This is a genomic window from Coprococcus eutactus, from assembly GCF_025149915.1.
Classification (GTDB): Bacteria; Bacillota; Clostridia; order Lachnospirales; family Lachnospiraceae; genus Coprococcus; species Coprococcus eutactus.
This window is the reverse complement of the sequence record NZ_CP102278.1, coordinates 911,918-938,872: the sequence shown is the minus strand read 5'-3', so window position 1 is coordinate 938,872 and position 26,955 is coordinate 911,918. Positions and strand designations below refer to the sequence as shown.

20 protein-coding genes are annotated in these 26,955 nt (G+C 43.0%); 3 read left to right on the top strand and 17 right to left on the bottom strand.

The window, feature by feature from the left end:
* Both gltB and NQ536_RS03995 read right to left on the bottom strand, forming a co-directional pair.
* Complete coding sequence (gene gltB / locus NQ536_RS04000) at positions 1-4,548, bottom strand: glutamate synthase large subunit (RefSeq protein WP_044997807.1); 4,548 nt, start codon at positions 4,546-4,548, stop codon at positions 1-3.
* A 443-nt stretch (positions 4,549-4,991) separates the two neighbouring features.
* A complete protein-coding gene (locus tag NQ536_RS03995; RefSeq protein ID WP_004849758.1) occupies positions 4,992-7,607 on the bottom strand; it encodes an LCP family protein in 2,616 nt (871 codons plus the stop codon).
* Positions 7,608-7,841: 234 nt separating this feature from the next.
* On the opposite strand from NQ536_RS03995, the gene NQ536_RS03990 reads away from it, so the two are divergent.
* Together NQ536_RS03990 and NQ536_RS03985 are read left to right on the top strand one after the other, a co-directional pair.
* Positions 7,842-8,582: a glycosyltransferase family 2 protein gene (locus NQ536_RS03990; RefSeq protein WP_049937624.1), complete on the top strand. Its 741-nt coding sequence runs from the start codon at positions 7,842-7,844 to the stop codon at positions 8,580-8,582.
* A 44-nt stretch (positions 8,583-8,626) separates the two neighbouring features.
* A complete protein-coding gene (locus NQ536_RS03985) occupies positions 8,627-9,850 on the top strand; it encodes a UDPGP type 1 family protein (RefSeq protein ID WP_004849755.1) in 1,224 nt (407 codons plus the stop codon).
* Positions 9,851-9,928: 78 nt separating this feature from the next.
* On the opposite strand, the gene NQ536_RS03980 is transcribed toward NQ536_RS03985, so the two are convergent.
* From NQ536_RS03980 to NQ536_RS03915, 14 genes are all read right to left on the bottom strand, one after another.
* Positions 9,929-10,168, bottom strand: a complete 240-nt coding sequence (locus NQ536_RS03980) for a ribbon-helix-helix protein, CopG family (RefSeq protein WP_004849753.1) — start codon at positions 10,166-10,168, stop codon at positions 9,929-9,931.
* Positions 10,169-10,217: 49 nt separating this feature from the next.
* Entirely contained in the window at positions 10,218-10,964 is a 747-nt protein-coding gene (locus tag NQ536_RS03975) for a glycosyltransferase family 2 protein (protein WP_004849751.1), read from the bottom strand.
* Between the two features lie 34 nt (positions 10,965-10,998).
* The gene (locus tag NQ536_RS03970) at positions 10,999-12,489 is read right to left on the bottom strand and encodes a sugar transferase (protein WP_004849749.1); all 1,491 of its coding nucleotides are present in this window, start codon (positions 12,487-12,489) and stop codon (positions 10,999-11,001) included.
* A 1-nt stretch (position 12,490) separates the two neighbouring features.
* A complete protein-coding gene (gene gatB / locus NQ536_RS03965) occupies positions 12,491-13,921 on the bottom strand; it encodes an Asp-tRNA(Asn)/Glu-tRNA(Gln) amidotransferase subunit GatB (protein WP_004849748.1) in 1,431 nt (476 codons plus the stop codon).
* Positions 13,922-13,924: 3 nt separating this feature from the next.
* Positions 13,925-15,388, bottom strand: coding sequence for an Asp-tRNA(Asn)/Glu-tRNA(Gln) amidotransferase subunit GatA (gene gatA, locus NQ536_RS03960; RefSeq protein WP_004849746.1), 1,464 nt, complete (start codon positions 15,386-15,388; stop codon positions 13,925-13,927).
* 22 nt (positions 15,389-15,410) lie between these two features.
* Complete coding sequence (gene gatC, locus NQ536_RS03955; RefSeq protein WP_004849744.1) at positions 15,411-15,698, bottom strand: Asp-tRNA(Asn)/Glu-tRNA(Gln) amidotransferase subunit GatC; 288 nt, start codon at positions 15,696-15,698, stop codon at positions 15,411-15,413.
* A gap of 253 nt (positions 15,699-15,951) precedes the next feature.
* Positions 15,952-16,812, bottom strand: coding sequence for an Rpn family recombination-promoting nuclease/putative transposase (locus tag NQ536_RS03950; RefSeq protein WP_004849742.1), 861 nt, complete (start codon positions 16,810-16,812; stop codon positions 15,952-15,954).
* A 225-nt stretch (positions 16,813-17,037) separates the two neighbouring features.
* Positions 17,038-18,618, bottom strand: coding sequence for a hypothetical protein (locus NQ536_RS03945; RefSeq protein ID WP_004849741.1), 1,581 nt, complete (start codon positions 18,616-18,618; stop codon positions 17,038-17,040).
* 225 nt (positions 18,619-18,843) lie between these two features.
* Positions 18,844-19,905: a zinc finger Ran-binding domain-containing protein gene (locus NQ536_RS03940; RefSeq protein WP_004849739.1), complete on the bottom strand. Its 1,062-nt coding sequence runs from the start codon at positions 19,903-19,905 to the stop codon at positions 18,844-18,846.
* Between the two features lie 121 nt (positions 19,906-20,026).
* Positions 20,027-20,560, bottom strand: coding sequence for a nitroreductase family protein (locus tag NQ536_RS03935; RefSeq protein ID WP_022058841.1), 534 nt, complete (start codon positions 20,558-20,560; stop codon positions 20,027-20,029).
* Positions 20,561-20,639: 79 nt separating this feature from the next.
* A complete protein-coding gene (locus tag NQ536_RS03930) occupies positions 20,640-21,023 on the bottom strand; it encodes a VOC family protein (RefSeq protein WP_004849736.1) in 384 nt (127 codons plus the stop codon).
* 171 nt (positions 21,024-21,194) lie between these two features.
* The gene (locus NQ536_RS03925; protein ID WP_015533231.1) at positions 21,195-22,403 is read right to left on the bottom strand and encodes an NADP-dependent isocitrate dehydrogenase; all 1,209 of its coding nucleotides are present in this window, start codon (positions 22,401-22,403) and stop codon (positions 21,195-21,197) included.
* Between the two features lie 218 nt (positions 22,404-22,621).
* Entirely contained in the window at positions 22,622-23,602 is a 981-nt protein-coding gene (locus tag NQ536_RS03920) for a biotin--[acetyl-CoA-carboxylase] ligase (protein WP_004849732.1), read from the bottom strand.
* On the bottom strand, positions 23,583-24,254 hold the full coding sequence (locus NQ536_RS03915; RefSeq protein WP_004849731.1) for a hypothetical protein: 672 nt from the start codon (positions 24,252-24,254) through the stop codon (positions 23,583-23,585). The genes NQ536_RS03920 and NQ536_RS03915 overlap by 20 nt, the downstream gene beginning before the upstream one ends.
* 293 nt (positions 24,255-24,547) lie before the next feature.
* Between NQ536_RS03915 and NQ536_RS03910 the strand changes: the two genes are divergently transcribed.
* Positions 24,548-25,948, top strand: a complete 1,401-nt coding sequence (locus NQ536_RS03910; protein ID WP_004849729.1) for an MATE family efflux transporter — start codon at positions 24,548-24,550, stop codon at positions 25,946-25,948.
* A gap of 71 nt (positions 25,949-26,019) precedes the next feature.
* Here NQ536_RS03910 and NQ536_RS03905 read toward each other — a convergent pair whose 3' ends face one another.
* Positions 26,020-26,871, bottom strand: coding sequence for an AraC family transcriptional regulator (locus NQ536_RS03905; RefSeq protein ID WP_004849728.1), 852 nt, complete (start codon positions 26,869-26,871; stop codon positions 26,020-26,022).
* Positions 26,872-26,955 lie beyond the last annotated feature (84 nt).

Below are 26,955 nucleotides of genomic sequence, written 5' to 3'. Positions count from 1 at the left end.
CTACTTACCTCCGTTCTTAACCTTGTAGAATGCTTCGATAGCTGCCTTCTCACGGCTCAGGCCCTTCTCCTCAAATGCAACTATCATATTCATCATCTTCTTGTAATCCTTTGGTATGATCTTCTTGAACTTTGGAAGATATCCCTCAAAATCCTCAAGGATTCTCTTGCCTATCTCTGAATTGGTATAGTTTACGTGATCCATGATGAGCTGCTTAAGTTCACTCACCTCGTACTTGTCCGTAACAGCCTCTATGGATATCATCTCTTTGTTCAGTCTCTTGTACAGATCGTTGCCCATATCAAGAACATATGCGATACCGCCGCTCATTCCTGCTGCAAAGTTCTTGCCTGTTGTTCCCAGAACTACGACCTTACCGCCTGTCATATATTCACATCCGTGATCTCCAACACCCTCAACGACCGCTGTTGCGCCTGAGTTACGAACTGCAAATCTCTCGCCTGCAACACCATTGATGAATGCCTTACCACTTGTGGCACCATACAGTGCAACGTTTCCTATAATGATGTTATCCTCATGCTTATACTTTACTGAACGTGGTGGATAAACGATCAGCTTGCCACCTGACAGACCCTTGCCGAAGTAATCATTGCTGTCGCCAACCAGTTCAAGTGTAAGTCCCTTTGGAATGAATGCACCAAAGCTCTGTCCACCGGCACCGTTACATTTGACGATGTATGTGTCCTCATCAAGGGACTCGCCATATTTCTTGGTGATCTCTGATCCGAATATTGTTCCAACAGATCTGTCCGTATTGACCACATCAAGCTCAACACTCTTCTTCTGTCCCTTCTCAAGTGCAGGTCCGAGCTTCTTCATGAGTATCCTCATATCTACTGTCTTCTCAAGCTGGAAGTCATAAATATTCTTCTCATGATACTTGACCTTGTTCTGTGGCATATCCATATATGGATTATTGATTATCTTATCAAGGATTACATTTCTCTCATCTGCTCTGTCGCTGCTCATCAGGAGATCTGAGCGTCCAACCAGCTCATCAACTGTTCTGACGCCGAGCTTACTCATGTACTCACGAAGCTCCTCTGCTATGAACAGCATAAAGTTCTTCACATACTCCGGCTTACCTCTGAATCTCTTTCTAAGTTCAGGATTCTGTGTTGCTATGCCGACAGGACACGTATCAAGGTTACATACCCTCATCATGACACAGCCCATTGTTACAAGCGGTGCTGTTGCAAATCCAAACTCCTCTGCACCGAGCATTGCAGCTATGGCAACGTCACGTCCTGTCATAAGCTTACCATCAGCCTCAAGGATAACCTTATTTCTGAGGTCGTTCATTATAAGTGTCTGATGTGTCTCTGCAAGTCCAAGCTCCCAAGGAAGGCCTGCATAATGGATGGAGTTGTTAGGTGCTGCTCCTGTTCCTCCATCATAACCTGAGATCAGGATGACCTGTGCTCCGGCCTTTGCAACACCGGCCGCTACTGTACCTACACCAGCCTCAGACACAAGCTTTACTGATATTCTCGCATCACGGTTTGCATTCTTGCAGTCGTAGATGAGCTGTGCAAGATCCTCTATCGAATATATATCGTGATGTGGTGGTGGAGAGATAAGGCTTACTCCAGGTGTTGAAAGTCTTGTCTTTGCGATCCAAGGATATACCTTTCCGCCAGGGAGATGTCCGCCCTCTCCAGGCTTTGCTCCCTGTGCCATCTTGATCTGTATCTCCTTGGCGCTCACAAGGTATCTCGATGTAACGCCAAATCTTCCTGATGCTACCTGCTTGATGGCTGAGCATCTATTCTTGCCATCCTTGCCGATCGTAAGTCTCTCTATCGACTCACCGCCCTCTCCTGAATTGGACTTACCGCCCAGCTCGTTCATGGCGATGGCCATACACTCATGTGCCTCCTGTGATATACTTCCGTAGCTCATGGCACCTGTCTTGAATCTCTTGACTATCTCACTTGCTGGTTCAACCTCATCAAGTGGAACCGGCTTATCAGCAAACTTGAAGTCCATAAGACCTCTAAGGTGGAATGGCTTCTGCTCATCATGGAGCGCTGCTGTGTACTGCTTGAACAGCTTGTAATCGCCGCGCCTTGTTGCCTCCTGAAGAAGATGTATTGTGACAGGATTGTACAGATGCTCCTCCTTGCCACTTCTGAACTTGTGTGCTCCTATGCTTGTGAGGGCAAGATTCGTATTCAGTCCAAGTGGATCAAATGCTGATGAATGGAGATCGTCAACGGTCTTCTCAAGCTCCTTTATTCCGGAGCCACCAACACGGCTTACTGTATTTGTAAAATATCTGTCCACAACATCCTTTGAGAGTCCGATACACTCAAATATCTGTGAACCCATGTATGACTGGATCGTTGAGACTCCCATCTTGGATGCGATCTTTACTATTCCATGACATATTGCACTGTTGTAATCATCTACAGCCGCATTAAAATCCTTGTTCAGCAGATGCGAATCAACCATCTGCTTGATCGTCTCTATTGCAAGATAAGGGTTGACTGCACATGCACCGTATCCGAGAAGTGTTGCAAAGTGATGAACATTTCTTGGATCTGCACTCTCAAGGATGATCGCAACCGCTGTTCTCTTCTTGGTTCTTACCAGGTGCTTCTGCATAGCTGATACTGCAAGGAGTGATGGTATTGCCACATGATTCTCATCCACGCCTCGGTCTGAGAGGATGAGTATATTTACACCGTCCCTGTAGAGCTTGTCGGCCTCGATAAACAGTCTGTCGAGAGCCTTCTCCATGGATGTGTTCTTATAATAAAGAATAGGAAGTGTCGCAACCTTAAGGCCAGGAACATTCATATTCTTGATCTTCAGAAGATCTGTGTTTGTCAGTATTGGATGGTTGATCTTCAACACATGACAGTTCTCTGGCTTCTCCTCGAGGATATTACCATCCTTTCCGAGGTATACCGATGTGGATGTGACAACTTCCTCTCTGATCGCATCGATTGGAGGATTTGTAACCTGTGCAAATAACTGCTTGAAGAAGTTGAACAATGGTTTGTGGCTGTTCGACAGGACTGCCAGCGGTGTGTCAGTACCCATGGCGCTGATAGCCTCTGCACCTTTCTCTGCCATTGGATATATTGTGTTCTTGAAGTCTTCATAGGTATATCCAAATGCCTTCTGAAGTCTTGCTCTCTCCTCATCTGTGTACTCCTGAACTCTGATGTTCGGGATCTTCAGATCGGCGAGATGTACAAGATTGCTGTCTACCCACTCTCCATATGGCTTTGCCAGTGCATATTTCTCCTTGATCTCCTCATCTGAGATAAGACGTCCATTCACTGTGTCGACAAGAAGCATCTTGCCAGGTCTGAGTCGGTCTTTCTTCACGATCTTAGATGGATCTACGTCCAGAACTCCGACCTCTGATGAAAGTACAAGGTAATCATCATCTGTTATATAGTATCTCGATGGTCTCAGGCCATTTCTGTCGAGGACTGCTCCCATGAGTTCACCGTCTGTGAATAATATAGAAGCAGGACCATCCCAAGGCTCCATCATGGTTGCATAGTACTGATAGAAATCCTTCTTCTCCTGGCTCATAGCTCTGTCGTTCTCCCACGGCTCAGGGATCGTGATCATGACTGCCATAGGAAGTGGTATTCCGTTCAGCACCAGGAACTCAAGACAGTTATCAAGTCTTGCTGAATCTGAACCATCGGGATCAAGAACAGGCATAACCTTGTACATCTCATCCTGCATGATGGTCGACTCCATTGTCTCCTCACGGGCAATCATCTTGTCCTCATTTCCTCTTATTGTATTGATCTCACCGTTATGGCACAGATATCTGTATGGATGAGCTCTGAGCCATGATGGTGTTGTATTCGTTGAGAATCTTGAATGAACAAGTCCTATTGCTGACTCATAATCAGGATCCTGAAGGTCGTTGTAGAACATTCTGAGTTCACCGACGAGGAACATTCCTTTATATACTATAGTCTTGCTAGAAAGTGACGGAACATATGTGTCATCATTGCTCTCCTCGAATATTCTTCTGACAAAGTAGAGCTTTCTGTCAAAGTCCATACCTGCCTTTACTGTCTCAGGTCTTCTGATGAATGCCTGCATGATACATGGCATAACATCTATCGCCTTCTTGCCGAGAATTCCAGGTGTTGTAGGAACTTCTCTCCAGCAAATGAACTCAAGTCCTTCTTTCTCAACTATGACCTCAAACATCTTCATAGCCTGCTTGCGAGCCAGCTCCTTCTGTGGAAAGAAGAACATTCCTATTCCATAATCGCCTTCCTTTCCAAGGTCGTATCCAAGCTCTGCTACAGCCTTACTGAAGAACTTATGTGATATCTGAAGGAGTATACCTACACCGTCTCCGGTCTTGCCCTCTGCATCCTTTCCTGCTCTGTGCTCAAGATTCTCAACTATCTTGAGGGCATTGTTAACTGTGTCGTGAGTTTTGATACCCTTGATATTGACAACAGCACCGATACCGCAGTTATCATGTTCAAAGCATGGGTCGTATAATCCGGTATTCTCTGCTCTCTTATTCTCAATCATGTCCTGTTCCGTCCTTTCCATGTTATTGCATTTTTGTCATTCACAACGATATTTTTCTTTTTGCTTTTGTTTCTCAAGTAAATGTTGCTAATTTTGTATTTTTCTCAAGTGTTTTATCGTTTTTGATATATTACTACCATTTATACCGTTTGTAAACAACTTTTTTCAGGAAATTGTCTGACAGTTTTCAGTTTTAATATATTTTGAATTATTGTATATTCATTTTCTCTTGTTGTTCTCAATTCTCAAATATTTTCAGTTTCATTTTCCATGAAACACATTTATATCACTATACATTTCTGTGATTTAAGGCAGCTGGCTCTTTCTCCCCACCCATGCTTTTCCATTTTTCAGAAAACCCCCATATGGATGCTGATATGCACTCATATGGGGGTTCTATATTTATACATGTTATTTGTTAATTTCACATCAGTACTAATACATCACTCGTCAAGAATCATTCCCTTAGGTGGCTCTGTTATAGTTCTGAGGTCACCCTCACCCTTTCCGTCAGAAATACCATCTCCCGGCTTTTCTGATTCTACCTTGACCTTTTGGGCACTTACACCTGTCTCCTTTGCAAGGCTTACACTTATCTGCTTTGATGTATCTGATACCTTGTAATGTGAATTGCCGTACAGGTATTCATGAAGTGCCTGGACATTGCTCTCCATATCTGCAGCAACAAGACAATTGCCCTGTTCTGCCATATCCACTGCCTCATAGGCAAAAGGGAATCCAGCAGTGTCAACTACACTGTACTTTGCAACAGCTTTTACCAGATCCAATATACTGTCCTTATTAAGACTTGTAGATATATTATTGAATGACACATCTACAAATGCGCTGAGCGAGCTGGTATCAGCCTTTATCAGCTTATCGATGACCTTCAGAAGTATTATTCTCTGTCTCTCAGTTCTCGTGATATCACCGCTGCCTGTTGAACGGATTCTTGAATATGCAACCGCCTGCTGTCCATCAAGAGTATACTGACCAGCCTGTGTTATACCAGATGAATATTTACCCGATATACTTATCTGCTCTGCAAGATTCTTGTTGAAATTATTTATCTCATCATCGACTACATTAATATTAACACCGCCTACCGCATCGATTATGCTTGCCATGGCACTGAAATCTACCGCTACATAATCTGTGATATTGAGATCAAGATTAGTATTCAAAGTGTTTATTGCTGTGACGGCGCCTCCAAGCTGATAAGCATAATTTACTTTCTGCGACTTGTTCATCGCTCCGCTTGCTATATCCATGAGGGTGTCCCTGTACACTGATACAAGCTTTATCTCTTTCGTGGACTCATTGATGCTCACTATCATGATACTGTCGCTGTTTGTTCCGGCATCCATATTCTGATCTCTTGAATCAACACCATACAACGCTATAGTTCTGTATCCAGCCGTAGCATCTTTTACACCATCATTTACAAGAAGCTGATCTGCACTGATTTCATTGATATTCATCTCATTGTACTTCATTCTTGCATAATTTTTGACATATATGACACATATCATTATGAACAATGCCAGCAGTACAAAAAACGCGATCGCCCAGACCTTAGTGCTTATATTTATCTTCTTTCTCTCTGGATTTACTACTTTCGGATCAGCCTCATCGAGTAGATTCTCTCTGAAAAACTTCTCACTGTCTGACTCTTCGTCATCATCCAGTTCCTCTTCATCATCCTCAAGATCAACCGCATCAAACCCAAGTGCCCTGCCAATATCTCCGAGTCCTAGATCCTCCGTATCTGACTCTGAATATCTGAGCTTATCCTCGTCTATATCCCTCTCTATTTGCTCAAGAGCATCCATGTTCAGCATATCAGATCTATTATCCTTCATCCGAGGCTTCTCTTCTTTGGTGCTGCTTTCGTCTGCATTGTCAGAAAATGTTATATTGTCATCTTCACCTGACTCTTCACCTGACTCTTCATCCGGTTCTTCTGTCTGATCGTCTGAAATAACAGACTCCACTGCCTCTGACTTGCCGCCTGCATCGTCTGAACCCATATCATCTGGTCCTATATCAACTGATTTTTCCGCAGTATCTGCTAAAGTCACCTCTGTTTTATTATTGTCCTCTTCACTATTGTCTGCTACAGACCTTACCTCTTTTTCGGTGTTCTCCTGTTCACGCTGCTTCTCTGACTCAGCCTGTCTTCTCTCCATCTCCTCGCGGACTTTTTTCTTGCGCGCTTCCTCTTTCTCATTCTTTTCGCGCTCAAGTTCCAGGCGCTCGACCTCCGCCTTTGCCTTTGCGACGTTGCGCTGAGTTCTCTCCCACGCCTCTCTGCGCAGGTCCTCATGTCTCTGTTTGCTGTCCACCTCGAGGTTATTCACCTCCCTGAGAAGATTGTCCACTGATGTCCTGGCGCTGTCTGCAGCATATGCAGATCCGCTTCGCTGACTACGGCCTGTATGTTTTCCTGATGCATTCTCTTTCTTCTGGGCTGTCCTGTCATCTCTCAGTTTTCTCGAACGGCTGTTTTCATGGTAGTATTCATCATACTCTCCAACTGTCCCCGCTGACGCAGCATGTGTTCTGACAGTTTTTGCCTTTTCCTCATCATGTCTGACCGGGGTTCTGCCTGTTCTAGTTGTTCCCTCATCCAGTCTTACCGGTGTCCTGTCTGACGAAATCTTTCTTCTCCTGGCAGGTCTTTCCGACTGACGATCTCTCGCAGATGCAGTTTCATCCATATAGACATTATCTATACCTGTGCTCTGCTCGTCCCCAACACGGCGCACTGATCTCACCGACTTGCCAGTTCTCTCTCCATGAATTCCAGAAGCTGCTCTAGTCCGGCGCGGCTCTGATACATCCGTCTTTTCCTCGCGTTTTTCATGTACGTCTGTCGATCTCCTGCTTCTGCGGTCATCATCGCGGGATGGATCCGCTTTGGAGCGTTTTTTCTTCTTTTTATCGCCAAATAACAATGAACTCAGAATACCTCCTTCTTCAAGGTAGTCGTCATCGTCATCCAGCCAGTTCATATCTTCATCATCATAATCTGTTGATAATCTGTTCTTTTTATCCATTGGAACTCCTCTTTTATCTTCATATCTAAAAATGTCGTTACCTCGCTATATAATACATTATATTTTTGGCTTTTACAACATATAATCTATGGCATTACCCAATGAAATTAAAAACCAAGGCATAACGTCTTAAATGTATTTCATTTGACACCCATCATTTTTACAAGTATACTATTAATAATTGTGTTTAAAACAATTGGAGTTAAGTCTATAGCAAGGGAGATAATGAATGAAATGGAAACTGAAAAGAATATTTCACCAAATATTACTTTGTCGGTAGTCATGCCAGCTTACAATGAAGAAGCGCATATAAAAGATAATCTGCTGGAAACGAGTAAGATACTCAGCAGTTTCCTTCATCGCTATGAGATAATTGCCGTAAACGATGGCAGCTCAGACTCCACCTGGCAATTGATAAGGGAGGCTTCTGATGCAGATTCCCACATTACAGCCACAGGATACAATGACAACCACGGCAAAGGATTCGCTATAACGACAGGCATCAAGGCAGCCCGTGGCCGATACATCGCTTTCCTTGATTCTGATCTGGAACTCAGTCCTGCTCTGCTCAGGAAGTTCATGAAGCAGATGAAGGATGACGATGCAGACATAGTCATCGGTTCCAAGCTTCACCCAGAATCCAAACTTGACTATCCACCGCTCAGAAGAATGATGAGTTATTCTTATTATGTCATGCTCCGGATGCTTTTCAATCTCGGGATCCACGATACTCAGACCGGTATCAAGTTATTTAAATCCGAGGTGATCAAGCCGATAGCTGAAAATCTGACTATAAATGGATACGCATTTGACATTGAGATACTTGTAGCCGCCCACAAGCAGGGATACAAAATATCTGAGGCTCCGATAGCGCTTAATTACAGCAGAGACGATTTATCAAACGGCAGAAGGATCAAGTTCAGAGATATCTGGAAAGTATTTACGGACACAATTGCTATCAGAAAGAAATACTAGGAGAGAGAATTTATTTACAATCTACATTATTTAAGGAGAATTTTATGAATTACGAAAGCGCATACAAACTTCTGGAAGAAAAGGGTCAGCTTCACCTTCTCAGATATTATGATGAATTAAAAAGCGATGAGCAGCAGGCTCTGTTAAGCCAGATTGATCAGATCGATTTTTCACTCATCGACATGATTGGCAAAAACAACTCTGGAAATGATTCCGACATTGCACCTGTCGCAGCTCTTCAGCTAGACGCCATCAATGCGAACCATGACACATACTTGAATGCAGGAATAGACACTATAAAAAATGGCGATCTTGCACTCGTACTTTTAGCTGGTGGTCAGGGAACCCGTCTTGGATTCTCAGGGCCAAAGGGAACCTTCAATGTGGGCGTAACAAAAGATATGTTCATCTTCCAACTGCTCATTGAGCACACACTGGATATCGTAAAGCTTGCCGATACATGGATACATTTCTTTATAATGACGAATGAAAAGAACCACGATGATACGACTACATTTTTCAAGGAACATAACTACTTCGGATATAACCCTGATTATATTCATTTCTTCAAACAGGAGATGGTGCCATCAGTTGACTTCAACGGCAAGATCTATCTGGAAGAAAAGGGACGTATCGCCATGTCCCCTAACGGTAATGGTGGCTGGTTCTCATCACTTTGCAAGGCAGGTCATCTGAGCAAGCTGACTGAGCACAATATCAAATACATCAATGTCTTCTCTGTTGACAATGTTCTTCAAAGGATCGCAGATCCTGTTTTCCTCGGTGCAGTCATCAAGGAAGGCTACCTCTCCGGCGGAAAGGTTGTCAGAAAAGCCTATCCCGACGAGAAGGTCGGTGTTCTCTGCACAAACCACGGAAAGCCATACATCGTTGAGTACTATGAGCTCACAGATGAGATGCGCAACCAGCGCGATGAAAATGGAGATTACGCATACAATTACGGTGTTACCCTCAACTACATCTTTCCTGTCGACAGACTTATGAAGATCATGAATGAAAGCATGCCTCTACACATCGTGAAGAAAGCCATCCCATATGTTGACAAGAATGGTGACATTGTAAAGCCTGCCGAGCCTAACGGATACAAGTTTGAGACACTAGCTCTAGACATGATTGCATTCATGGGCACATGTCTTCCATTTGAGGTTGAGCGTGAGAAGGAATTTGCCCCTATAAAAAATGCTACTGGCAATGATTCCATTGACTCTGCAAGAGAGCTTCTCAAGCAAAACGGATATACATTATAAACCCAATTATAAAATAAAGCAGGTGAACCGCCGGGATACTGATAATCTCTCGGCTGCTCACCTGCTTTGTCGTTATATTTATCTATTGTCCTGTGTCTTTTTCCCCCCAGGAACCTTTGCATCATAACTCTCAGCTTCAGCTTCCCGGACGATCTCATTTATTGCCTCACGGACGATCTCGGACATCGACACCTGTCTTTTCTCTGCACATCTATTCAGCTTCTTATGTGTCTCCGCATCTATCCTGAGTCTCAAGACAGTGTCTTTTCTCTTGTCTGTAGGTCTCCCCGGACCTCGTTTTATTTTTTCATCAGCCATATCGTTCTCCGACTATAATTATATCTCATGCATACCCGCACTTTAACTTCTAAAGGAAATATTTTTTCACACCATTTACAGCGTAATTCGCAAAATACAGACAGCTTCTGAAAAATCCGTAACCAAGTTTTCTGTATACTGCAAATGTTTTCTTCGCGGACGAAAGCTTTGAACCCGACTTACTGTTCTTCACCACACGGTAAAGAAGCAATGGTTCATTTATAAGAACAGCCTGCCCGCACTCTTTTAGGATCTGAAGCCAGCAGATGTAATCCTCATGTATATCATCATTACCCATAGGATATTTCATCAATATGTTTCTGTCCGCAACCACCGAAGAGCAATTGATCACATTTCCCTTGAGAAGTTCCCTGTATGTCACAGTATCCGGCACCTCTATGATCTTTCCTGTCCTGTTGCCATCCTCCGTGAGCAGTTCCCTCGCAGTCGAACAGATCAGTGTTCCTGTTTCATCCATCAGCTTCAGCTGTTTTACCAGCTTTCCATCCACCCACATATCATCTGAATCCAGGAATGCGACTCTGTCACAAACAGCCTCTTTCACTCCACGATTTCTGGACGCTGCTACCCCCAAATTCTTTTCATTCACAATTATCCTGATACGTGGATCATTCTTATATTTTTGGAGTACATGCTCAGTGTCGTCCAGCGAACAATCATCTATCACGATGATCTCCACTGGCACATCCTGAGCCAGAACCGACTCTATAGCCTCTTCTATTGTACCGCCACTGTTATATGATGGTATAACTACCGAAACCTTAGCATTTGTCATACTATCCACCTACACATCAAATCATATGTTTATATCAAGAATCTTTGCCTGTATTTTTATTTACGGTCTTCTTAAGATCATAAAATGCATCCTCTGCTTCATCCAGTCCATCTGGTTTGACATTCACCGGTGCCGGAATCTGAACCTTCTCACCATCTCTGAGTGCAGTAGTCATATTTGAAGCTATGCCCTCTGATGTCTCCTTCTGGAACATGATCTTTACAGTTAGCAGCATCAGCTTGAAATCAAGCCATATTGAATACTGCTCGTAGTAGGTGAGATCAAGCTTCACCTTATCTCTTGGTGTGGTGTTGTATTTTCCATACACCTGTGCATATCCCGTAAGTCCAGCTTTCATCTTGAGTCTGTAATCAAACTCAGGGAAGGTCTTCTTATAAAGCTCTGCGATCTCAGGTCTCTCCGGTCTCGGTCCAACAAGGGACATATCTCCCTTAAGAACATTGAAAAGCTGTGGAAGCTCATCGAGATGCAGCTTCCTGAGCCATTTGCCCACAGGAGTAATTCTATCATCATCCTTCTTTGCAAGCTGGGCACCGTGAGCCTCTGAATCCATCTTCATACTTCTAAACTTGATGATCTTGAATACCTTACCATTAAGCGTTAGTCTGTCCTGTTTGTAGAAAACCGGTCCTCTGTCATAAAGCCATATCGCAAGTGCTGATATGAGCATAAATGGCGATGCTATGATCAGCAATATAAATCCACACACAAGATCCATGATCCTTTTGATGATCATGTCATCTCCAGTAAGGCCCTGATTCCTTGACAACAGGATAGGCGTATCAAACAAATGTATAGGCTCCGCACCAAGTATGATTATATCGGAGAGCTTTGGCACAACATACGATCTGATGGAGTGTTCAAAACAATACTTCACAAGCTCATTTCTTATATAAGCCTTTGTCTCGCAAATGATTACTCCATCGTACTGGAGTATCTTCTCCTTAATCGCCTGCTCGCCTTCACTGACATGTATTCTATCTTCTATTACATACTTATCCTTACGGGCATTGATCTTGTCTATAAACTCCATCGGCGTCTTATATCCATATACCAACAGCAGATGCCTTGGCGGATACATCTTCGCATACAGAAATCTACACGTAAAGATCCAAAGCAGTATCACTACCGCTTCAAGTCCGGTTACCTTAAGCAACGGTACTGGATTCACATAATCTCGACAGATTATACAGAGCTGCAAGTAACCAACCACATTGGCACATACAAGAGCCAGCAGCTGTGAGTATACTATATCAAGCAATCTGAAAAAGCCAACTCTGTAACCACCATAAAGCTTGGTGAAAAGTATGATGATTATTCCATACATTCCGATAACCGCCCAGTTTCCTCTTCTCCAGAACGGAAGCGTAAGCGTTACCTCATAGTACCGGTACCACATGAGTCCAAACAGCACCAGCTCCACAGCAATGAGTACGCAAGCCTCACCCACTGTTATGAGACGTTTATACCTATCCCTCTTTCTCACTCTTCTGTTTTCTTCCATATTAAAGCATCTCCCTAAGCATCTTGTTAACAGATCCAGGATCTGCTTTACCCTTCATAGCTTTCATAACCTGACCGACAAGTGCTCCGAGAGCCTTCTCCTTGCCACCCCTGTAATCCTCTACAGCCTTCGGATTGTTATCTATGGCTGCCTGGCATGCCTCTTTAAGGGCATTGTCATCCTGAACTGTCGCAAGTCCGTTATCCTTTACATACTTCTCAGGATCAATATTCTCAGCAAATACCTTCTCGAACACTTCCTTTGCTACACCGCCGTTGATAACCCTGTCATCCACGAGCTTGATGAGCTTTGCAAGATTCTCCGCTGAAAACTTCAGGTCTTCCGCATCAACAATGTTCTCTTTCATCAGTCTCATGGTCTCTCCCATAAGCCAGTTGGACACCTTCTTTGCCGGCGATCCCAGTGCGATGGCATCCTCAAACAGATCTGCCATCTTCTTTGATGCTGTGATTATATCTATATCATAATCAGGAATTGCATATTCCTCTTTGTATCTTATCTTTTTTGCATCTCTGAACTCAGGCTGTGCATCCCTTACCTGCTGCAGCCACTCATCACTGATATGGATTGGTACAAGATCAGGATCAGGGAAATATCTGTAATCCTGTGCATCCTCCTTGGATCTCATCGGATATGAATACTCTTTTGTATCGTCCCACCTTCTTGTCTCCTGAACAACCTTCTCACCGGACTCGATGAGATCGATCTGTCTCTCTCTCTCATTCTCTATGGCTCTGGCGATGGCCTTGAATGAGTTCAGGTTCTTTGTCTCTGTACGTGTACCAAACTCCTCCGAGCCAACCTCTCTGACAGAAAGATTGACGTCAGCACGCATTGATCCCTCATTAAGCTTACAATCTGAAGCACCGAGATACTGTATCGTCTCCCTGAGCTTTTCAAGATATGCTATTACATCTTCCGCAGATCTCATGTCAGGCTCAGATACTATCTCTATAAGCGGAACACCTGAACGGTTGAAATCAACAAGTGAGCTGTCTGTATATGGATCATGGACAAGCTTACCTGCGTCCTCCTCCATATGTATCTCATGGATTCTCACATATTTCTTGACACCGTCCACCTCTATCTCTACCTTACCATCCCTGCATATTGGGTAGTAAAGCTGTGATATCTGATAGTTCTGTGGGTTATCCGGATAGAAATAATTCTTTCTGTCAAACTTACAGTTCTGTGTGATCTTACAGTTTGTCGCAAGACCAACTGCGATCGCCTTATTTACAACTTCCTTATTAAGTACTGGAAGTGAACCCGGCATTCCGGTACATACCGGACACGTATGTGTATTAGGAGCTCCTCCAAATGCTGTGCTGCAGCCACAGAATATCTTTGTCTTGGTCGCTAGCTCTACATGGACCTCAAGTCCGATGACTGTCTCATATGTCTTTGCCATCTCTTACAGCCCCCTTTCTGAAACCTGTGCAGGTCTCTTGTATTCTCTGGTCTTCTCAAATGCGTAAGCTGCTCTTATAATAGTCTTCTCCTCAAATGCATTTCCTACCATCTGTACTCCGATCGGCATTCCGTCCTTATCTGTTCCACATGGAAGTGATATTCCAGGAAGTCCCGCAAGGTTTACAGGAACGGTGTACACATCACCCAGATACATCTTAATAGGATCTGAGAGTGACTCTCCCATCTTCAGAGCTGTTGTAGGTGCAACAGGTCCAAGGATGATATCATACTTCTCAAACGCCTTGTCATATGCCTGTTTGATGAGCGCCTTTGCCTTAAGTGCTTTAACGTAATATGCATCATAATATCCTGAACTCAGCACAAATGAACCGAGCATGATTCTTCTCTTTACCTCAGGACCAAATCCCTCTGAACGACTCTTCTTGTACATGTTGTGAAGATCGGTGTACTCTGATGTTCTGTAGCCGTACTTTACACCATCGAATCTCTCAAGGTTTGAGCTTGCTTCCGCCGATGCTATGATGTAGTATGCCGGAATCGCATACTCAACCATGCCAAGATCAAACTCCTCAACTATTGCGCCTTTTGCCTTAAGAGCTTCAGCTACACCGTATACAGCTTCCTTTATCTCAGGCTCAAGTCCCTCTGTGAAGTAATCTCGTGGGAGTCCGATCTTAAGTCCCTTTACATCATCCACCAGAGCGCTTGTAAAATCATTGTCATCTCTGTTCACTGATGTTGAGTCTTTCTTGTCATACTGTGATATGACCTCAAGGATAGTTGCACAGTCCTCAACATTCTTTGCGAGAGGTCCTATCTGGTCAAGTGATGAACCGTATGCTATGAGTCCGTATCTTGAAACTCTTCCATAGGTTGGCTTTATTCCTGTGACACCACAGAATGATGCAGGCTGCCTGATTGACCCACCGGTGTCTGAACCGAGGGCACATGGAACCTCCTCTCCGGCAACTGCTGCCGCTGAACCACCTGATGAGCCGCCCGGAACCCTGTTTATATCCCATGGATTTCTTGTCTCTCCAAAGTACGATGTCTCCGTTGTGCTTCCCATGGCAAACTCATCCATGTTGGTATGTCCAACGATGACTGCCCCTGCCTCCTGGAGCTTCACCACTGCCTCGGCTGTATATGTCGGGACAAAATTTGAAAGTATCTTTGATGAACAGCTTGTCTGAACACCAGCCTGACACATATTGTCCTTTATCGCAATTGGAACTCCTGCAAGAGGACCGCTCAGCTCTCCTGCATCTATCTTCTTCTGCACTTCCTCCGCCTGGGCAAGTGCTCCCTCACGGTCAACTGTGACAAAACTGTTGTAGTCCTTCTCACAAGCCTCTATGCTGTCAAGACAAGCCTGTGTCGCCTGAACAACGCTTACCTGTCCGTCTTTAATAGCTTTTCCCAGCTCTACAGCTGTCATACCCATTAAATTCACTTCAGCTTACCTCCTAGTCAAATGTCTTTGGCACCTTGTAGCAGCCGTCTTTCTGCTCCGGTGCATTCTTCAGCATGTTCTCTCTGTCGTCGTTATTTGTGACTACGTCCTCGCGGAACACATTATTGTATGGGAATGTATGGCTCATGGCCTCCACACCATCTGTATTAAGTTCATTTAATTTGCTGACATAATCAAGCATGTCTGACATATCCTTCTTTGCCTGCTCCTTCTCCTCCTGAGAAAGCTCAAGCTTTGCAAGGATTCCAACATAATCAATAGTTTCATCAGTTATCGTCATGTTATTGTTCTCCTATCTTTTATGAGCAAAAATAAAGAATGTGCCTTTTTATTATTCTGTGTCAAATAATGTAAACACATTCTCCTGCCATGGTATTTTGTACCACAAAATTCCTTTAAAATATATCACATTCGAACATATTATGCAAGACTGAGAGTAGTTTTAGCCACCTATACATAAACACCGCCATGTAACATATTACTGTATACATGACGGTGCTAAAAATCTGCTATAACCTTACGATTCACATAACCTAACTGTACTTTTTAAGTGCATCTCTTGCCTGGTCTTCTCCAAGCCCTGTCTCTTCCAGCAGTATCTGTATTATTTCTTCATCGCTTTTATTGAATCTTCTACTTAGTCTTACTATCTCCTGAATACGTCCAATACGTACCCCATCCCTGTGTCCTTCTTCTCTTCCTTCTTCTCTTCCTTCTTCTCGTATCCTTTTTTCTATCTCAACACTCTTCATATACGCAAGACCTACCTCTCCATCATTCTTCACAGCAGTCACCATATGATGAAAGACCTTAAGTGAATCTGTACCAGCATTTTCTTCTATCGAATTTTCCATATAATGCAACAAACTCTTAAGTTCCTCCGGTGGATTTCCTTTTTTCCCCTTTGTGTACAAAAATAACGACACAGCCCCATCATCATACGGCATATCCGATTCTTCTATACACTTATTTTTCACCGTATAAACCATCCTGTCAAGTCCAAATGGATCATATGTTGTTATAAATATAACAACAACATTCCTTAAATTGCTATAATCGTCTCCAGCAGCCAAATTTGCTGAATCAATCTTCGCATGATAAAATCTGTTTCGCCTTGGCACAGCTTTTACGTCAGCCTTGCCGTCATTCTGATCCGGCTCGATATCAATTATCTCTCCATCATTCTCATCAATATACACATCCATTCTAATGCCATGTTTTTCCGGATCTGCACCGCACATAACTCGTTGCGGCACAACAGTCAGCTTGCCAAAACGGCGATTCAATATGCACTCAAGCATATACCTCACCGAACGATCTCCATACTCCTGATGACATATGAGACTCGTCATCAAAAAATCATCCACTAAATTCATGTCTTCAAGTTTCTTCATAAGTTCTCCTTTCTACAGTACATCAAAGAACCTTATCAAGAAACAGCGGCAAATATCCTTTAACCTCTCCAATGCACTATGCAAAAATAAAATATGGTATTTAAAAGCATAGAATTCATTGAATTGACTAAAGATTCTTAGATGCAGCCTTCGCTGATTGAATACAAGAATATATGCTTTGAGCATAGTTTAGCAAACTCATATATTGTTTTCAATAGTATATATTTATTTTTTTACTTTTTTATATATCACTATCCCCGCACTTCCCATAAGTGCAAGTACTATCACACCAGTTATCTCCTTTAAGGGAAGCCTGTCACCGGTATCGGGATGTCTGCCTGGCGGAGTGCTGCGCGTCGTTATCATTGTCACTGTTGTGCCAGTGGTGCTCCATGTGGTATGTTCCGTTGTCGTCTCCTCTGTCGTTGTCAACTCCGTGGTCGTGCCAGTTGTGTTTTCTGTCGTTGTGTCTTCTGTTGTCGTGTCCTCTGTTGTGGTATCCTCGGTTGTCGTATCTTCTGTGGTCGTGTCCTCTGTGGTCGTATCTTCCGTCGTTGTGTCTTCCGTCGTTGTGTCTTCCGTTGTTGTGTCTTCCGTCGTTGTGTCCTCTGTTGTCGTATCCTCCGTCGTTGTGTCCTCCGTTGTTGTATCTTCCGTCGTTGTGTCCTCCGTCGTTGTATCCTCTGCGGTCGTATCCTCCGTCGTTGTGTCCTCCGTTGTGTCTTCCGTCGTCGTGCTCTCAGTTGTCGGTTCTTCTTTTGGGAAATCAGTTCCCGGCACTCTGTGGAACTCTCCGCTGTTTGAGAATATCTCACTCACCACGCATCCATCCCAGTTATGTCCGAGATTTACTGATGCCTTTGGTGCCATCACCGTTCCAAATCCTCGACCTGCAAATGTAATACTGCCGCTGAACTGTCCATCTGCAGCAGAGCTGTCATAAAAGTTAAAATACATCCTGTTGCAGGCATTAAAATAGTTTCCATTGTCGTTTGCCTTCGCATCATTTTTGCTGCCAAATATCATATCCCCAAACACTACATCCTGCGCACCACTCAGATCAATGTTCATGAGAAGAACGGTATCCCCATCACAATCCGGGAACTCAAAATAAATCGGATTGGTATTTGCCGACAGTTCATTGTAGTCCAGCGACACAGCATGCATACCATCGCCATTTACCGCAATTCGTCTGTTATTTATATCTCCATCCAGATCTATATCCACAGTTTCCTCTGTATCAGCATACGCTCTAAGTTCCAGACTGTATTCAATAAATCTTCTCTGTATGTCAGACATATCGGCATACTTTGAGTATTCTCCCTTCTCAGCAAGCTCCGCATCAGTCTTAACATTTGCAGGTCTGTCAAGCTTTATCTCAGAGCCATTGTTCATAATTATATAAACACTGCCATCCTCTACCCTTCTAATATCTGCCCCTGTATACAGCATATCAGTATCCACATCCGACACGCAGCCGTTCATATTCTCAGCGTCCTCAAAATAGAACTCCTCATACACCCCGTAAGAATTTCTGAGTCCCGAGTTGGAATTTGCATTTAGCGTCTTTGTTATAAAATTGCTGTGCAAATGTGTCTGCACATTCAATGTATCAAAACATATCACTCCGAAATCACCCATAAGTTCTGCGATTGATCTGTCCTGCAGTACATAACTTCCATCATCAGTCTTCCCAAATGCTCCTATAATTCCAGTCGTCACGCAAAGCACTAAAATCACTGAAACTGCAGCTGCCATGAGCTGTACAGTACGAAATCCCATTCTCCTATCAAGGTTCCCTCTCATTCAATGTCCGCCTTAACTTTTTCGTCTCAAATACATGGTATTCAGCAAACATCGATGTTATTCATTTTAATTATAAAAATCCCGGGCGGATTCGACATTTTGCTCAAAACAGTGAGCTACATTATGTCTTATCCGTCCGGGATAATATTTATTTATATTTGCTTATATTTATTCGTACCTATCACTTACACTATAACTTTCGACCGTCTCCGTATTCTCATATCTCTACTCTATGATACTCACTATCTCCTCAGAGTCAGCCTTGACATTATATGTCTCTCCAATATCAAGTTTGTCATATATAGCCTCTTTAACTTTATATATCTTTTCCTTATTCTTCACTTCACATGTGACTTCATATTCAACTGATTTTTCCCCTAGCCTCTCCTTGTCTGTGAGCTGGGGATCTGGGTATTCCGGTGTTTTTCCACCGCACTCCGCAGTCTCCGTCCTGTCGTACTTCCACCTCCATATTGTATAATAATACTTCGTCTTGTATATCGGCTTATCTCTGTACACAGGGACAGACCTCGTTCTCGTCACATATCCGTAATCATCCACGTCATTTGCCACCTCGGAAAATGTTCCATCGCCATTGTCCTCGTAGCTGTACTCCACATGGGAACCTATCACTTCATATGAATCATAGGTCTCCTCGCGCTCACCCACATATTCCTGTTCTGTATGATGAACCTCCTGTTTCGTGGTCTTTAGCGTAGCGCCCTCTGGGAGTTCCCAGTCATCTTCATCACACAGAAAATATTTCTCCACATCAACACTGGTCTTCCACGACATATCCTTGACTGTTACTGTTCTCTTCTTCGGCATGGCTATGATCGCTGTAAGTCCGATTATCGCCGCTATCACAAACATGCCGATCAGTACTATCTTCCATGCTCCAAATGAACGGCTCCGTTTGCTAACCCCCTGCCCGCTGTTTTGTCCTCCGGCAGCTGTTCCTGTTCCGGATGCACTTCTGGCATTCTTTGCATCCTGTTCTTTCCTGACATCAAAATAAGCTTTATCATTTGAACCTCGTTCAGCGCCACAGCTGCTACACCGTGTGTTAAGAGCAGAATTGTAATTACCGCAATGATCGCATAACCAGTCGGCACCTTTTCCCTTTGTCCGACTCTCCTCCGCGGACAAATACCTCACTCCATCCATATAGAACTTAACTTCCTGTCCTCTCGGCTTTCCGCAGGATGGACACTCACGACTCGTTCCTTCTATATGTTTTGTACTACAATAAGGGCAGTCCCAATACCCCATTACAAGTTTACCCATATACTATATCCTCCCTGTATACTTCCTTATCTCATCTCCTACAATACACAATATGTAACCACTCTTGGGCGTGATAACCACTTCATTATACCCTGCCACCTAATGAACCTTTAGCGACAAACTACAAATAACTTACCTGAACAGACTCATCGTAATCATGAGGTGTCTTGTTATCGGTCTTATGTCCAACTGCAAGCGCTATCTGAAATGAATACCCTTCTGGTATAGCAAGTGCCTTATCAAAATATGACTTCTTTTCCCCGTGAAGAGCATCATACACACAACCTATGATCAAGTTGCCAAGTCCCATGCTCTCTGCCGCTATAGCCATATTCTGAACTGCGATTCCTGAATCCACCTTGCTCCATCTGTAATCATCCTCTGCGCTCAAGAATATCAAAACAGGCGCCTCATAATAGAAATTATGTGGCTGCTTATCCTGTCCTCGAAGTGCCCTCTTTTCCGCATCAAGTTCTTCCAGAATTGGTGCATCACCCTTGACAACTGTAAAATGTATCTCTTTCTTATTCATACCTGTAGGTCCCTGAAGTCCAGCCTCTATGATCTTCTCAAGCTGCTCCTTCGTAATCTCTTCATCACTATACGCTCTAGCCGAACTTCTCTTCCTTATTACCTCTAATACCTGATTGTCCATTGTCTTATACCTCCTATAATGAAATCTATGTTTGAATTTCCACATACTCTGATTTTTATCTATCTACTACATTTTAATTCTATACCGTAATCTCTATCTGATTTCCTTCTATGGAAACTACACAACTCTCATAATAGCCATCACCTGTCGTTCTCGGTCCGCTTATCACCTCGTAGCCATCAGACTCAAGCAGCCTGGTAAGTTCATCCACCTTTTCTTTGCTGCCCACGCTGAACGCTATATGTATCAATCCTGTTCTATTAAGCGTTTTTTTAGGATCATCCATTCCAGGTCTGTTCATTATCTCAAGCCTTGCACCATCGTCAAATGTGAGGAAATACGAACGAAAGCCCGTCATTTTATTGTGATACCCCTTGTTTGCCGATGCCCCCAGATATCTCTCAAAAAAACTCTTCGCCCCTTCAAGGTCATTCACATACATGGCAACATGCTCAATTCTCATAAATACAACTCCTCATCATCTTATACGCTACACTCAGATATAAGTTATTTTAACCTAACGCTGCGATTTTCACAATGGTATAAAAATATCACCTTTATCCATTGTCTGAATAAAGGTGATATGCTTCTTTCTTTATATATTCTCAATGCTTTTATTATCTTGAATCACTTTTTAAAGCATTCCCTCAAGTGTCTCTCTGATAGCCTTGATAAAATTCTCACTGTTGAGGACTGTAGGGTTCTCAAGTGTTGTGATGAGAGCCAGATCCTTTGTCATCTTACCATCCTCGATGGTCTTGATGGTTGCTGCCTCAAGCTTATCTGCGAAATCCTGAAGTGCCTGGATTCCGTCAAGCTCTCCTCGCTTTCTGAGTGCTCCTGACCATGCGAATATAGTTGCAACTGAGTTTGTAGATGTCTCCTCGCCTGCAAGGTGCTTGTAGTAATGTCTCATAACTGTTCCATGGGCAGCCTCGTACTCATACTTTCCATCAGGGGATACGAGAACTGATGTCATCATGGCAAGTGAACCAAATGCTGATGAGATCATGTCACTCATTACATCTCCATCATAATTCTTACATGCCCAGATGTAACCGCCTTCGCTCTTCATAACACGGGCAACCGCATCATCTATAAGTGTGTAGAAGTACTCGATACCTGCTGCATCGAACTGCTCCTTATACTCCGCATCAAATATCTCCTGGAAGATATCCTTGAATGTGTGGTCATACTTCTTTGATATAGTATCCTTTGTCGCAAACCACAGTGTCTGCTTTGTATCAAGCGCATACTTGAAACAGCTTCTTGCAAAGCTCTCAATAGACTTGTCCACGTTGTGCTGTCCCTGAAGAACACCAGGGCCATCAAACTTATGGATAGTCTCCTTTATAACCTGTCCGTCATCGCCTGTGAATACAAGCTCTGCAGTTCCAGGACCTGGAACATCGATCTCTACACTCTTGTACACGTCACCATATGCATGTCTTGCGATGGTGATAGGCTTCTTCCAGTTCTTAACACATGGCTCGATTCCCTTTACAACGATAGGTGCTCTGAATACTGTACCATCGAGAATTGCTCTGATAGTTCCGTTAGGACTCTTCCACATCTCCTTGAGATTGTACTCCTTAACTCTTGCTGCATTAGGTGTGATGGTTGCACACTTTACAGCTACACCATACTTCTGTGTTGCATATGCTGAGTCAAATGTTACCTTGTCATCTGTCTCATTTCTATGTACAAGTCCAAGGTCATAGTACTCTGACTTGAGATCGATAAATGGATAGATAAGCTCATCCTTGATATACTGCCAGAGAATTCTGGTCATCTCATCTCCATCCATCTCTACAAGTGGTGTGGTCATCTGAATCTTTTCCATGTTTATGTCCTCCATTTTTATATTTCTTTTTTGAATTTCTTTTTTGAATTTTATTTTTGAATATTTTTATAATTCTTTGAATTTTCTAAGTTATATTATACCCACTGCCGATTATAAACCATAAAGGGCTATATTTCTAGTTTTTTTGAATCATGCCTGCCATTTATTAATATTATTAAGCCCCATATGCTGACATGCAAATGAATGTTTATCATATATCATACATATCCATATATGCCTCTGACGGACACTTCACCTGATATTATATCGCGCACAGCTCCATCAGCATCCCTGACAAGAAGTCCGCCGTCAGGGGAAAGTCCCAAGGCTGTATACTCAGTTTTCTGATCTCCCTCTATGACATATACCTGCTTATCCTTGTTCACAAGATAACTGTTGTACTCATCAACAAGAAATCCCAGATCTTTATTTTTTACAAACTCATCATATAGTTTTTCAAACTCATTTGACACCTGCGCTATGAACCATGACCTGTCACATCCCCTGCCGTTCTCCAGAAGAATTGATGTCGCCTTGTCCGCAATGTCCTCCGGGAAACTCTGGTTATATACATTTATACCAATTCCCACGACAACATAACTAATATCAGTTCCCTCTGAACTCATCTCTGTAAGTATTCCGACAAGCTTCTTTCCATCTGAAAGTACGTCGTTGGGCCACTTTATCTGAGGCTTGACACCATCCACTTTGCCGAATGCTCTTGCAAGTGCAACCGCCGACACCAGAGTTATCCTGGATACGCACGAGATATCTATATCCGGTTTTAGCAGATACGACATGGATATCGTTGTTCCCTTATCTGAATTCCAGCTATGTCCCCTCCGGCCTTTTCCTGCCGTCTGCTCATTTGCAACAAACAATGCGCCGTGTACAAGATCCGTCTCACCAACAATCTTAGCGCGGGTGTTTGTTGAATCAGTTTCATCATAGTAGTAGAGTTTTCTTGCAAATGTCTTCGTGTTGAGGTACCTCGATATATTTTCCTCAGACATGACATCAGGAACGCTAACCAGCCTATAGCCTTTATTATTAACTCCTTCTATGACATATCCATCATTTTTCAGAGCCTGTATATTTTTCCACACTGCGGTTCTTGACACACCCAGCAGCTCACATAATTCCTGTCCTGATACAAAACCATCCGTACTCTGGAGTTTTTCAAGAATTTTCTTTTTCATCTGTTCTTACCTTCTCTCTGAAAATATTGTACACTGCCTCACATTTTGCCTTCGCCCCGGCAAACGGCACTACATAACTCTCCTTCCCCCTGTCGAACTTAAAAATATAATACTTCATCTCGGGATCTGGTTCTATCATTGTATAACCCGTCACTGCTTCATATGGTATGATCTTACTTCCACCCTTTTGAAGTATCGTTATCCTGTCCTGTCCAAACAAATATGTAGCATCATATGCTGCACTCCTGAATGACGCCCTTACAATATAAAACCCATATGCCATGGCTGCTATAGAAACCGCCGCCTTCAAAAACCTGTAGTGACCTCCCATGGCCCACCACATACACGCGATTCCAATCAGTATAAATACTATTCCCACAATACGATAGGCAGCTCTGGTATTCTTTCTCTTGATAACCTTCTGTCTGATTATTCCATCAATCTGGGACTCCTGCTCCTCTCGTCTCGCCCGCTCAAGCTCATCCACTAGCTTTCCTGCCTGATTCACAAGAACTTTCTGCCTGTAAGATTTTGCTGTGCCACCGTTCATACTATTTATATTCCTGATTTCTTCTCTGCCCGTTTTATTATTCTTGCCAATCTTTTTATCGTTCTTTTTTTTATTATTTTTTTTATCGCTATCTCTGCTCATTCCATATCCCCCACCAGGTCATTATCGTTATCGACATTACCCTGGTTTGTATCCATGCGCTTTATGCACAATTATTTTCTCTTTTTTCATCACTTTTACGACTATACTTATATTAGTTCAGAGACTAATATATATCAAGTTTCCAGCATTACAAAAGTGTTTACATTTTACCACGTTTAATCACCTTTTTTCCATATATAAAATCATTAAAAGGTGATTAACTAGCAAACACATGATATCGTGAAAACAAGCAATTTATAAACAAACAACTAGATTTTTGAGAGGTGAATCACATGAAGAATTTTATTGCGCGCATCAGTGGCACAAAAGACCTCACTGAAGGAAAGCCTTCAAAGCTTATATTGAACTTTGGTCTGCCCCTTCTCTTTGGTCTGATATTTCAGCAGTTTTATAATATGGTAGATTCTGTAATAGTCGGGCAGAAACTTGGGACTGACGCGCTGGCGGCGGTGGGTTCCACCGGAAGCATCAACTTCATGATACTCGGTTTCTGTATAGGAATCTGCAACGGATTTGCAATACCTGTTGCACAGGCTTACGGTGCGAAGGATTTCAAGGCTCTTAAGGCTTATATAATCAACAGTATATGGTCATCCGTTGCACTGGCTGCTGTTATAACAGTGGCAGTAAGTATCTTTACCATGCAGATACTCAAGGTTCTCCGAACACCTTCGAATATCATCGATGATGCATATATATACATATTTATAATATTCCTGGGCATTCCGGCAACCTTCCTCTACAACCTGACCGCCGGGATACTGAGATCACTCGGAGACAGTATCACACCTGTCATATTCCTTGTGGGTTCATCAATTGTCAACATAATACTTGATCTTATACTTGTTGTTCCTATGGGCGTCGCCGGAGCTGCAGTTGCCACAGTAGCTTCACAGGCAGTGTCAGGAATCATATGTACGATATACATGACAAAGAAACTGAAGTATCTTGAATTCAGTAAAGAGGATTGGACATTCAGCATGCGTCACTGCCTTAAGCTCTGCGGTATGGGTCTACCTATGGGACTGCAGTACAGCATAACAGCCATAGGCAGTGTCATTCTACAGACCGCAGTCAATGATATGGGTTCAACATATGTTGCAGCCGTATCAGCAGGGTCCAAGATTTGCATGTTCATGTGCTGTCCTTTCGATGCAATGGGCTCCACCATGGCAACATACGGAGGTCAGAATGTTGGTGCCAGGCGTCTTGACCGTGTTGATCAGGGACTTAAAGCCTGTATCAAGATGGGAATCATATATGCCCTCGTGGCTCTGGCTTTCTCCATCGTGTTCGGAAAGCAGCTTGCACTTCTCTTTGTAAAGAAGGAACAGATTGAGCTTATCGGCTACATATATGAATTCGTGGTTATCAACGCCGCATTCTACATATTCCTGGCTCTTGTGAATATCGTAAGATTCATGATACAGGGGCTTGGCTACTCGACTTTCGCCATACTTGCAGGCATATGTGAGATGATAGCCCGTTCTGTTGCCGGTTTCGTGCTGGTGCCTCATTTCGGTTTCATCTGCGTATCACTAGGAAGTCCGCTTGCATGGGTATGTGCTGATCTCTTCCTGATCCCTGCGTACCTGTGGGTTATGAAACAGCTGAGACGAAAGTTCGGGAAAAATAAAATTAGCCGTGCCAAATCCGCAACGGCAACAATATAATCGGTTTATGAACAGACTCACTTGTGTCTCAATCACATGTGAGTCTGTTTCCTTTGCACCCTATTGGGATACTAAAGTCTGTTCTGCATCCTTTCCTGTTTCGGAGTGATCCCCCTCCACTTTTTATACACTCGGATAAAATAACTGCTGTCCGAAAAGCCATTTTCCTGCGCGATATATTCCATGGAATAATCCGAATACAGCAGCATGTTCTGCGCCTTATTGAGCCTTATATACAATATGTATTCCTTACACGATCTTCCATAACGAGCCTTAAATGATCTGGCAAAGTGTGAATAACTCATACTGCACATTTCTGCCAGATCTTGAACCTCTATCTGTTCTGACGAATGCGCATCTATATATTCCAGTATGTGATTGAAATACACATCACCATCCGACCTCTTATGCTTAAAATCTCCATTTGTTTTCATTTGTCTTGCCATGATGATGAGCAGCTTATATATCCCAGACTGAACCGCAAGCATGTACATCTCCCGTTTTTCCATATACTCCTCAAATATATCCTGAACAATATCTGCCATACTTTCTTTTAGTTTTTCAGACCTTATAACAGTACAGAAATCTGTAGTCTCCGTCTTGTATACAAAACAATCATACATTTTCCTTATATAAGTCTGGGGAATGCCCAGTGTATACATATTAAACTTTATGACCGCATACTTCACCGGCTCCGCACAGGTCTTATCCGCCTTTATACTGTGGAGCTGCAGCGGATATAGATAGCACATATCCCCTTTTCTGAGGACCGTCTCTCCATCATTGCAGATCACCCGGATAGATCCGCTGACTATATAAAGTACCTCACTGTAATAGTGCCAGTGCAATTCAGAATGCACACAATCTGTGTAAAATATATCATATGGCTGTTTCATCTCATCAATGTACTCAAACATTTCCATAGCAGTCTCTCCCCCTACGATCCAAGTTGTATCATGATAGGTTTATACAATTTTTTGCTCTTTATATAATACAATTATTACATT